Annotated in this window: 8 protein-coding genes; 6 read left to right on the forward strand and 2 right to left on the reverse strand. The window is 73.5% G+C overall.

Going from position 1 to position 11,128, the window contains the following annotated elements; genetic code table 11:
* Both ABZY57_RS22025 and ABZY57_RS22030 read left to right on the forward strand, forming a co-directional pair.
* Nucleotides 1-651 carry a response regulator transcription factor gene (locus ABZY57_RS22025; RefSeq protein WP_243339633.1) on the forward strand — a complete coding sequence of 217 codons (651 nt, stop codon included), beginning with the start codon at nt 1-3 and terminating at the stop codon, nt 649-651.
* Between the two features lie 112 nt (nt 652-763).
* On the forward strand, nt 764-1,918 hold the full coding sequence (locus tag ABZY57_RS22030) for an ROK family transcriptional regulator (protein ID WP_356514417.1): 1,155 nt from the start codon (nt 764-766) through the stop codon (nt 1,916-1,918).
* A 425-nt stretch (nt 1,919-2,343) separates the two neighbouring features.
* On the opposite strand, the gene ABZY57_RS22035 is transcribed toward ABZY57_RS22030, so the two are convergent.
* The gene (locus ABZY57_RS22035) at nt 2,344-3,102 is read right to left on the reverse strand and encodes a GntR family transcriptional regulator (protein WP_356514419.1); all 759 of its coding nucleotides are present in this window, start codon (nt 3,100-3,102) and stop codon (nt 2,344-2,346) included.
* A 445-nt stretch (nt 3,103-3,547) separates the two neighbouring features.
* Here ABZY57_RS22035 and ABZY57_RS22040 point away from each other — a divergent pair, with 445 nt between their 5' ends.
* The 4 genes from ABZY57_RS22040 (at nt 3,548) to ABZY57_RS22055 (ending at nt 9,578) form a co-directional block, all read left to right on the forward strand.
* On the forward strand, nt 3,548-4,384 hold the full coding sequence (locus tag ABZY57_RS22040) for an alpha/beta fold hydrolase (protein ID WP_356514421.1): 837 nt from the start codon (nt 3,548-3,550) through the stop codon (nt 4,382-4,384).
* Nucleotides 4,385-4,524: 140 nt separating this feature from the next.
* Nucleotides 4,525-6,123: an alkaline phosphatase D family protein gene (locus ABZY57_RS22045; protein WP_356514423.1), complete on the forward strand. Its 1,599-nt coding sequence runs from the start codon at nt 4,525-4,527 to the stop codon at nt 6,121-6,123.
* Nucleotides 6,124-6,267: 144 nt separating this feature from the next.
* Nucleotides 6,268-7,695 carry a GNAT family N-acetyltransferase gene (locus ABZY57_RS22050; RefSeq protein WP_356514425.1) on the forward strand — a complete coding sequence of 476 codons (1,428 nt, stop codon included), beginning with the start codon at nt 6,268-6,270 and terminating at the stop codon, nt 7,693-7,695.
* A 134-nt stretch (nt 7,696-7,829) separates the two neighbouring features.
* A complete protein-coding gene (locus tag ABZY57_RS22055; protein WP_356514427.1) occupies nt 7,830-9,578 on the forward strand; it encodes a DUF885 domain-containing protein in 1,749 nt (582 codons plus the stop codon).
* A 204-nt stretch (nt 9,579-9,782) separates the two neighbouring features.
* On the opposite strand, the gene ABZY57_RS22060 is transcribed toward ABZY57_RS22055, so the two are convergent.
* Nucleotides 9,783-11,128: SbcC/MukB-like Walker B domain-containing protein (locus ABZY57_RS22060; protein ID WP_356514429.1), on the reverse strand; the 1,346-nt coding region annotated here is incomplete at its 5' end.

Here is an 11,128-nt window from a genome sequence, read left to right on the forward strand (position 1 = left end):
ATGCCGGTTACCGTACTGCTCGTCGACGACGAACCCCTGGTGCGCGCGGGGCTGCGCGCCGTCCTGGACGCCCAGCCCGACATCGAGGTGATCGGCGAGGCCGCCGACGGCGCCGCCGTGGTCCCGCTGGTGCGCCAACTGCGCCCCGATGTCGTGGCGATGGACGTGCGGATGCCGCTGCTCGACGGGATCGAGGCGACCCGGGCGGTCCTGCGGAGCGTGGACTCGCCGCCGAAGATCCTCGTGGTCACCACCTTCGAGAACGACGAGTACGTCTACCAGGCGCTGCGGGCCGGCGCGGACGGGTTCCTGCTGAAGCGGGCCCGCCCGTCGGAGATCGTGCACGCGGTCCGCCTGGTGGCGGAGGGCGAGACGCTGCTCTTCCCCGCGGCGGTCCGCTCACTGGCCGCCGAGTACGGGAACCGCTCGGCGCGGACGGTACTGGAGCGGGCGGCGCTGACCGAGCGCGAGGAGGCCGTGCTCCGGCTGATGGCGAAGGGGCTGACCAACATCGAGATCGCCCGCGAGCTGATCGTCGGGACGGAGACGGTGAAGTCCCACGTCAGCGCGATTCTGGCGAAGCTGGGGGCGCGGGACCGGACCCAGGCCGTGATCACCGCGTACGAGTCCGGGTTCGTCGCTCCCGCGTGACCGGCCCACGAGGGGAAGGCCGGATTCCGGCTGATGGGGGGCTGCTTCTCGCCGCCGCGCCCGGTGCGCAGTACGATCCGGCTGACACGCTCGCTCGCTGGGAGGACACACGTTGGGGCAGCTGACCGGCGGGGACCCCTCTCTGCTCCGGCGGATCAACTCCGCCGTGGTGCTGCGGGCCCTGCGCGCGGCCGAAGCGCCGACGCTCACCGACCTCACGCGGGTCACCGGCCTGTCGCGGCCCACCGTCGAGGGGGTCGTCGAAGGGCTCATCGGGACGGGCCTGGTCGTCGAGGCGGGCGCGGAAGAGGGTGCGCGGCGCCAGGGACGCCCGGCCCGACGGTTCCGTTTCCGCGCGGAGGCGGGGCACCTGCTCGGCGTGGAGATCGGCGCGCACCGGATCGCGGTGCTGCTGTCCGGACTGGACGGCCGGGTGATCGGCGCCGGCACCAAGGAGGTCGCCGAGACGGCCTCCGCCGACGAACGGCTCGAACGGGTCCGCGGTGCGGTGGCCGACCTGCTGCGCCGTGCAGGGGTACCGCGGGACTCCCTGCGGGCCGTCGGCGTGGGCAGCCCCGGGATCGTGGAGGCCGACGGCACCGTCCGCCTCGGCACGGCCCTTCCCGGTTGGACCGGCCTGCCGCTCGGGGAACGGCTGCGGCGCTCGTTCCGCTGCCCGGTGCAGGTGGAGAACGACGCCAACGCCGCGGCGGTCGCCGAGCACTGGAAGGGCGCCGCGACCGACACCGACGACATGGTCTTCGTGATGGCCGGGCTCAGCCCCGGAGCGGGCTCCCTGATCGGGGGCCGGTTGCACCGCGGGTTCGGCGGGGCGGCCGGGGAGATCGGCGCACTGCACCTGCTGGGGCGCGAGGTCACGCCCGAGAGGTTGCTCTCGACCACCGGCGAACCGCTGCACCCACTGGACGAGCGGGCCGTGGCGGAGGTCTTCGCGATGGCCAAGCGCGGGGACGTCGGTGCGGTGGCAGCGGTGGAGCGGTTCATCCAGCGGCTGGTCCACGACGTGGCCGCGCTGGTCCTGGCGATGGATCCGGAGCTGGTCGTGGTCGGCGGGTGGGCGGCCGGGCTGGACGGGGTACTCGATCCCCTGCGCCGGGAACTGGAGCGGTACTGCCTGCGTCCGCCGCGCGTGGCGCTGTCGCTGCTGGGCGAGGCGGCTGTGGCCACGGGGGCGCTGCGGCTGGCGCTCGACCACGTGGAAGAAGAACTGTTCGCGGTGGAGAAGACGGTCACCGCCCGCCGCTGACCCCCTCCGGGAGCGGTACGGATTCCCGCGCACGCTCCACTCAGCACCCGGCGCCCACCCGCCGACCGATCACCGGCCCGGAACGGGCGGCCGTCGGCCACCGGCCAACCGGCCAACCGGCCAACCGGCCAACCGGCCAACCGGCCAACCGGCCAACCGGCCAACCGGCCAACCGGCCACGACAACGAACACACGGAACAAACGGAACACACGAAGACGGAACGGGGCTTCAGGCCTGCCCGCCGCTCCCGGACAACGACCCACAGGCCGGCTGTGCCGACGGGGAGTCCTGCTCGGCGTACGCCCGCTCGACGAGCCGTACCGCTCCGGCGGCGCCAGGCGGCGCCCCTCACCGGTCCCGAAGGGCCGCCACGCGGCCCGGCGCGGACGGGGCCGCCCAGATGGCGGCCCCGGTCAGCGGCAGGTCAGGACGCGACCCGTGCGTCGTGGGTGATCTGCACGTCACCCGTGTCGCCGAAGGTCAGCCGGCAGGTGTCCGCCCGGTAGGTGGCCACCGAGACGGCCGCCGTGCCCGCCACCGTGAAGTAGCGGGTGGTGACGAGCAGGACCGGGGCGCCCGGCAGGCGGTCCAGTTCCTTCGCGTCGTCGGCGCGTGCGGAGCCGAGCTCCACGGAGCGGTCCTGGCCGTCGAGGACCAGCTTCTGCAGCTCGCGCATGACGGCGCGGGCGCGCGCCGGACCGGCCGGGGCGTCGATCGCGGAGAGGCCCGGCACCGAGGACGCCGGCACGTACAGCAGCTCGGCAGCGAGGACCTGGCCCTGCTCGACGCGGGTCCGGCGCACCGCGAGCACCAGCTCGCCGGGGGCGGTCCCGAGGAGCTTCAGGACGGCGGAGCTCGGCGCGGCCTCCGCCGCGTCCACCGGCTCCCACCCGTCGACGCTCTCGCCAGGCCAGCTGTGCTGCGCACTGCCGACGTCGACGCCGACGCGTGGCGGGGCGACGGTGGTGCCGACACCGCGGCGGCGCTGGAGGCGGCCTTCGAGCTCGAGCTGCTCCAGGGCCTGGCGCAGCGTCGCGCGGGCGACACCGAAGCGGGCGGCGAGCTCGCGCTCGTTCGGCAGGACCTCGCCCACGGCGAAGTCCTGGTCGAGCGCCTCACTGAGGACGGTCTTGAGGTGCAAGTACTTCGGTTCCGGCACCGATTCGAGCTGCGTGGTCCCCACCCTGACTCCTCCTGCTATCGCCGCACTCGCCGTGTTCCAGCGGGAGTTCCGCGCCTTTGTTTATTAAAGGTTCCTGCACTATGCCTGCGACGATAGGACGGCGCACCCCCTTGGTCAAGACCAATGCTCGTCCCTTTGCCGGGCAGATCGGGCATATGCATCAACCTGTTCACGGGATGTTCGCGAGCACCGCGGAAGGCGCGCGGAAAGCACGCGGAAGACGCCGACGGAACCCACCCCGGAAGACACCGCACGGGACGCCGCCCAAGACGCCGCACAAGAGATCGCGAAGACACCCCGAAGGACACCCCGAAGGGCATCGCGAGGACATCGCGGGCGCCGAAGTTCCACCCAGGGGCTACCGGTCGGTAACCGGCCGGGGGACACTACTGACAAGCCGTCTCACACGGCCTCCGAAGCCGCCCGACCCCCGACGAGGAGCAGCATGACCGCCACGGTCTCCTTCACGATCGATTCGCCACTGGGCCCCCGCACCACGACCACCGCCTACGAGCGCAAGGGCGCGGGCGAGCCGCTCCTGCTGCTCCACGGCATCGGCCACCACCTGCAGGCCTGGCACCCGGTGACCGACGTCCTGGCCGCCGAGTACGACGTGGTCGCCGTCGACCTGCCCGGCTTCGGCGTCTCGGAGCCGCTGCCGCACGGGGTTCCGTACGATCTGGGCAGCGTCGCCTCGACGCTGAGCGCCCTCTGCACGGCACTCGGTATGGAGCGGCCGCACGTCGCGGGCAACTCCCTGGGCGGACTGCTCGCCCTGGAGATGGGGCGCGTCGGCCTGGCGCGCTCGGTCACCGCGCTCTCCCCCGCCGGGTTCTGGTCGGAGGGGGAACGCCGCTACGCCTTCACCGCACTGCGTGCGATGCGCGCCGGCGCCGGCGCACTTCCCCGCTCCGCCGTGGAACGGCTCTCCCGCAGCGCCGCCGGACGCGCCGCGCTCACCGGCAGCATCTACGCGCGCCCGGGACGGCGTTCGCCCGGCTCCGTGGTCGCCGAGACCCTCGCCCTGCGCGAGGCCTCCGGCTTCGAGCAGACCCTGGCCGCGGGCGGCTCCGTACGGTTCACCGCGGACGTGCCGGGCCTGCCCGTCACCATCGCCTGGGGCAGCCACGACCGACTGCTCCTGCGCCGCCAAGGCGTCCGCGCGAAGCACACCATCCCGGGCGCTCGCCTCGTCCGGCTTCCCGGCTGCGGCCACGTCCCCATGAACGACGACCCGGCCCTGGTCGCCCGCGTCATCCTGGACACGGCCAAGCTCGCCTGATGGGCTGCTGAGGGGGCGTCAGCCATCCGCATCAGTGTTCACGCATGGTTCGCGTGCGCGACGCGGGCGGTCCGGTGTGCGGCCGGTGTACGGCGGCACACTGGTCCGGCCCGTCCCCGCCGGCCTCTGGAGACGCACCGATGGCACCTCTGCCGCACACCCGACGCTCCCTGCTCGGCGGTTCCCTCGCCGTTCCGGTGAGCCTCGCCCTGTCCAGTGCCCTGACGGGCACCCTGACCGCTCCCGCCCGCGCGGCGGCGCCCGCCTTCGCCCGCTCGGGCCGCCCGAACGCCTTCTGGGGCGTTCAGTCCGGCGAGATCACCGCCCACTCGGCCACCGTCTGGACACGTTCCGACCGCCCCGCGTGGATGTACGTGGAGACCTCCCCGAGCGAGTCGTTCCGCTACGCCGTCCGCCGCCACCGCGGCCCGCTGCTCGGCCCGGACTCCGACTTCACGGGCACCACCACCCTGCGCGAGCTCCCGCCCGGACAGCAGATCCACTACCGGGTGCTCCTCGCCGACCCCGACGATCCGCGCCGTACCGGCGAGCCGGTCCACGGCACCTTCCGGACCGTGCCCGCCTCCCGCCGCCGCGACGTGCGCTTCCTGTGGTCCGGGGACCTCGCCGGTCAGGGATGGGGCATCAACCCGGAGCTCGGCGGCTACCGCATCTTCGACGAAATGCGCCTGCGGGACCCCGGCTTCTTCCTCTTCAGCGGGGACACCATCTATGCCGACGGGCCGCTCCAGGCCTCCGTACCGCTGCGCGACGGAACCCTGTGGCACAACGTGACCACCGAGGAGAAGGCGAAGGTCGCCGAGACCCTCACCGAGTTCCGGGGCAACTTCCGCTACAACCTGCTCGACGCCAACCTGCGCGATTTCAACGCCCAGGTGCCGGTCCTGGCCCAATGGGACGACCACGAGGTGCGCAACAACTGGTACCCCGGCCAGATCCTCGACGATCCCCGCTACACCGTGAAGGACGTCGACACCCTCGCCGGCCGGGCCCGCCGGGCTTTCGGCGAGTACTTCCCCGTCACCGACCTGCGCGGCGGCCGCGCCGAGGGCCGGATGTACCGGGTGACGCGCTACGGCCCGCTGCTCGACGTGTTCGTCCTCGACATGCGGACCTACCGCAACGCGAACTCCCCCGGCCGTCAGACCGACGACCCCGTCGGCATCCTCGGCCCCGAACAGCTGGCCTGGATCAAGCGCGAGCTGTCGCGCTCCCGCGCCACCTGGAAGGTCATCGCCGCCGACATGCCGCTGGGCATCGTGGTGGCCGACGGTGCCGCGAACTTCGAGGCCGTCGCCCAGGGAGACCCGGGCGCGCCGCTCGGGCGGGAGCTGCAGGTCGCGGAGCTGCTGCGCCACATCAAGCACCAGCGCATCACGGGCACCCTCTGGCTCACCGCCGACGTGCACTACACGGCCGCCAACCACTACGCGCCCGAGCGGGCCGCCTTCACCGACTTCGCACCCTTCTGGGAGTTCGTCTCCGGTCCCATCGGCGCGGGCGGTTTCCCCTCCGGCCGGCTGGACGCCACCTTCGGCCCGGAGACGGCGTACGTCCAGTCCGCGCCCTTCCCCAACATGTCCCCGTCCGAGAACCCGCCGTACTACGGGGAGGTGGAGATCGACGGGGACGGCGGCGAGCTCACGGTTCGGCTGCGCCGCCAAGGAGGCGGCGTCCTCTTCACCCGGACCCTGCAGCCCGGACGGCTGGAGCAGTAACCGGAAGCCACCGAGGGCGGCCCGCCCACACGCCGGGATCTGAAATCGGCCGGAAAAGCGGACGAAATCGGCCAGATGGATCCTTAACCAGTCGGTCACAGATCGTTCGTGATCACGCAACACCCCTGCGTCACAGTGGTTTGCATGACTGAGCGTATTCCAGCCTCTGCCCAGCGCCCCCACCGTCACCACTGGCGCCGTGACGTCGTCGAGCTCGCCGCTCTCTTCTGCGCCGTCGCGGTCGCCGACGCCATCGCCAATCTCGTGGTGCACGGTCCCCGCGGCCCGGTCCTGCTCGTGGCCTCGGCCGTCGCACTCCTGGTCACGGCGGCGTTCCACACCTGGTGGGCACGACGCCACAGCCATGCGCCGCCGCCCACGGACGCCGCTCACTGGGCCCCCGCCCCGGGGGCGGACGCGACGACGTCCGGCACGGACACCGCGCTGACCTCCACCCTGTGGCGGATGCGGACGACCGTGCGCGACGAGCCCGGCAGCCTCGCCGCGCTCTGCACCGCCCTCGCCCGGAGCGGGGTCGACATCCTGACCCTGCAGACGCACCCGCTCCCCGAGGGCGGCACGGTGGACGAGTTCCTGCTGCGCGCGCCGCAGCAGCTGCCCTCCGCGGACCTCACCCGGGCGATCGCCGGGGCCGGCGGCCACAGCACCTGGATCGAGCGCGCCGACGCGCACGACCTGGTCGACACCCCGACCCGCGTCCTGGGCCTGGCCACCCGCACCGCGCTCGACGCCGCCGAGCTGCCGCTCGCCCTGCGGCAGTTGCTCGGCCGCTGCACCATCCACTCGATCCCGGCGACCACGCTCTCCGGGCGCCCCAACGCCGGCGCCGACGCGCCCGTCGAAGGCGTCCTGGAGGCCACGGTCATGCGGCTGCGCGACCCGTCCGGCGGTGCGATCACCATCGAGCGGCCCTACCTGCCCTTCACTCCGACCGAGTTCGCCCGCGCCCGCGCGCTCGTCGAGCTCGACGCCCGGCTCGGACCGCGGGTCCCGCGCAGCCGGGACGTCCTGACCCTCCCCGAGGGCAACGAGATCACCGTCCGCCGCGCCGACGGCTCCGACCTGCCCGCGGCCCGTGCCATGCACGACCGCTGCTCGGAGCGCACCCTCGGCCTGCGCTACCACGGCCCCGTCGCCGACGCCGACCGCTACCTCGGCCACCTGCTGAGCCCGCGTTTCGGCCGCACCCTCGCCGCGACCACCGCCTCCGGCAAGCTCGTCGCCCTCGGCCACCTGCTCTGGGACGGCGACGAGACCGAGGTGGCGCTGCTCATCGAGGACGACTGGCAGCGCCGCGGCATCGGCTCCGAGCTGCTGGGCCGGCTGATCGGGATGGCCGTCGAGGCCGGATGCGACAGCGTGTACGCCGTCACGCAGGCCTCGAACACCGGCATGGTCGCCGCCATGCGCGGCCTCGGCCTCCCCCTCGACTACCAGATCGAGGAGGGCACGCTGGTGATCACGGCCCGGCTGGACGCGACCCCGCTCAGCTCCCGGTTGCCGCACGAACTCCCGGGCGAATCCCGCAGCCTGCCCCGCGCCCAGCAGTGACCGGGACCACCGTCCCGGCCCCGCCGGGCCCGGACGCCTGCCTCGTCCGGTCACCCGGGCCGCTGCCCCGCACGTCAGCAGGCTGAGGACCTTTGGTGATGACGCGGACCCGTCCCGCATACGAAGATGGCCACATGTCAGACATCATCACCAGTGACAGCGCCGCACGGCTGCCCCGCCAGGTCGCGGACGCCTACGTCGACGACCTGATCGCCATCGACCCGATCACGGGCACCTATCTCGGTGTCGCCGCGAGCTCCGGCAAGCTCCCGGACCTCTCCCCCGCGGGCCGCGCGGCGGCCGCCGAACTCATCCGCACCACGCTCGCGCGGCTCGACGCCGCCGAGCAGCTGCCGGGCGCCGACAGCGATGCCGAGCGCCGCTGCGCCCGGCTGCTGCGCGAGCGGCTCACCGCCGAACTCGCCGTCCACGAAGCCGACGAGGACCTGCGCGCGGTCAGCAACATCCACTCCCCCGCGCACTCGGTCCGCGAGATCTTCTCCCTGACCCCGGCCGACACCGACGAGGACTGGGCCGCGATCGCCGAGCGGCTGCGCGCCGTACCGGCCGCGTACGCGGGCTACCGCGAGTGCCTCGCGCTCGGCCTGGAACGCGGCCTGTTCGGGAGCCCGCGCCCCACCGCCACCTTCATCGAGCAGCTCACCGCCTGGGCCGGCGAGAGCGAGAGCGAGGGGAGCCAGGGCGACGGCGACGGCGACGGCGACGGCGACGGCAAGGACGGCTACTTCGCCGAGTTCGCCGCCACCGGCCCCCAGGCGCTGCGCGCCGAGCTGGACGAGGCGGCCGCCGCCGCGACCGCCGCCGTCGTGGAACTGCGCGACTGGATGCGGGACGTGTACGCCCCCGCGGTCGAGGGCCGGCCCGACCCGGTGGGCCGCGAGCGCTACGCCCGCTGGTCGCGCTACTTCAACGGCACCGACCTGGACCTGGACGAGGCGTACGCCTACGGCTGGTCGGAGTACCACCGGCTGCTCGCCGAGATGAAGGCCGAAGCCGCCAAGATCCTGCCGGACGCGGGTCCTTGGGAGGTGCTGAAGCACCTGGACGAGCACGGCACCCACATCGAGGGCGTGGACGAGGTCCAGGCCTGGCTGCAGGGCCTGATGGACGAGGCCATCGAGAACCTCGACGGCACCCACTTCGAACTCGCCGAGCGGGTCAAGCGCGTGGAGTCGCGGATCGCCCCTCCGGGCGGCGCCGCGGCCCCGTACTACACGAACCCCTCGGAGGACTTCTCCCGTCCGGGCCGCACCTGGCTGCCGACGATGGGCCAGACGCGGTTCCCCGTCTACGACCTGGTCTCCACCTGGTACCACGAGGGCGTTCCGGGCCACCACCTCCAGCTGGCTCAGTGGACGCACGTGGCGGACCAGCTCTCCCGCTACCAGGCCAGCGTCGGCCTCGTCAGCGCCAACGCCGAGGGCTGGGCGCTGTACGCGGAGCGCCTGATGGACGAGCTGGGCTACCTCAAGGACGCCGAGCAGCGGCTCGGTTACCTGGACTGCCAGATGATGCGCGCCGCGCGGGTCATCGTGGACATCGGCATGCACCTGGGCCTGGAGATCCCGGCGGATTCGCCGTTCCACCCGGGCGAGCGCTGGACGGTGGACCTGGCGCAGGAGTTCTTCGGCCTGCACAGCGGCCGGCCGGGCGACTTCGTCGAGAGCGAGCTGACCCGCTACCTGTCGATGCCGGGGCAGGCGATCGGCTACAAGCTGGGCGAGCGCGCCTGGCTGCTGGGCCGTGACAACGCGCGGGCCGCGCACGGCGATTCCTTCGATCTGAAGGCCTGGCACATGGCGGCGCTGTCCCAGGGTTCGCTGGGCCTGGACGACCTGGTGGACGAGCTCTCGAAGCTCTGATCACCGGCGCCCGCACCTCGGACCGACGAACAGACAGACTGACACACGGACGGGCCGGCTCCCCCTCACGGAGCCGGCCCGTCCGTCCGTCCGTCCGTGCACAGGCCTGTCTTCAGCAGCCGCAGTCGTCGGAGTCCGCGGGGGCGGTCAGCGCGTCGGCCTCGGGGCGCTGCTCGCACCCCTGCACCCCGTTGACCAGGTATTTCAGCCTGTTCCGCCCGCCGTGCGGTGCCGCACCACCGAGCCTCCGCGCTGCTTGACGATCTCCAGCTGGGCCTGCACCCGGGTCCGCAGGTCGGCGACGTGGCTCACGATGCCCACGCTGCGGTCACGTTCGCGCAGCGAGTCCAGTACGTCGAGCACCTCGTCCAGTGCCTGGTCGTCGAGGCTGCCGAAGCCCTCGTCGATGAAGAGGGTGTCGAGCCGCATGCCGCCCGCCTCGTCGGTGACCACGTCGGCCAGGCCCAGCGCGAGCGCGAGCGAGGCGAAGAAGGTCTCGCCGCCGGACAGGGTGGCGGTGTCCCGCTCGCTGCCGGTCCAGGCGTCGACCACGTGCAGCCCGAGCCCGGAACGCCCCCGCCCGCTCGCCTTGGCGTCGGAGTGCAGCAGGGTGTAGCGGCCGCCCGACATGCGCAGCAGCCGTACGGTGGCCGCGGCGGCGACCTGCTCCAGCCGGGCCGCGAGCACGTAGGCCTCCAGCCGCATCTTGCGCTCGTTGTCCGCGGAGGTGCCCGCGGTGAGTCCGGCGAGCCGGGCCACTCGTTCGTAGGCCTCGCGCAGCGGTCCCAGGGAGCGCAGCTCCCGCTCGGCCTGGAGGGAGAGCACGTCGAGGTCCTTGCACCGGACCCGGGCCGCGTCCACGGCGGACCCGGCCGTACGAAGCTTCGCGGCGGCCAGCGCCGCGTACGCCTCGGCAGCCTCCGGCGCGGCCGGGGGCAGGGCCGCCGCCGCGGCCGTGTCGGCCTCGCCGAGGCGGTCGGCCAGCATGGCCTCCTCCGCCTGCCAGGCGTCCGTGCGGCGTTGGAGCGCGCTGCGTTCGTACTCGGGGAGCACGGCGTCGGCCGCCTCCTCGGTGGTGTCGAAGCCGGCCTTGAAGGCGGCGTCGGCGAGCTGGTCGTCGGCCTCCTTCAGCCGGGCGGCAGTGGTTTCGGCCCGGCGCAGCGAGGCGGCCGCCGCCGTGACCATGCGGACCCTGTCCTCCAGGACTCCGGCGCGGGCCGCGACACTGGGCGCGCCGTCCCGCACGAGGGCCAGCTCCGCTTCCAGCGAGGCCTGTTCCCGGTCGAGGGCTTCGCGGCGCGAGGCCCGCGCCGCCGCCCGGGCGTCGGCTTCGCTCCGCTCGGCGCTGCGCACGGCGTGCTCCCGCTCCGCGCGGGCCAGCCGCTCGCGGGCGGTGTGCAGTCCGGCGGCAGCGGCGTGCGCCTCGGCGTGGCGCGAACTCAGCACCGAGGTCAGTTCCAGGAGCTCGGCGGTGGTGGCGTCACCCGCGGCGGCCGCGGCCTCGGCGCGGGGCACCCCGACGGGGGCGGGCGGGCGCGCGACGCCGGCCC

The organism is Streptomyces sp. NPDC006450, assembly GCF_040612195.1.
Classification (GTDB): Bacteria; Actinomycetota; Actinomycetes; order Streptomycetales; family Streptomycetaceae; genus Streptomyces.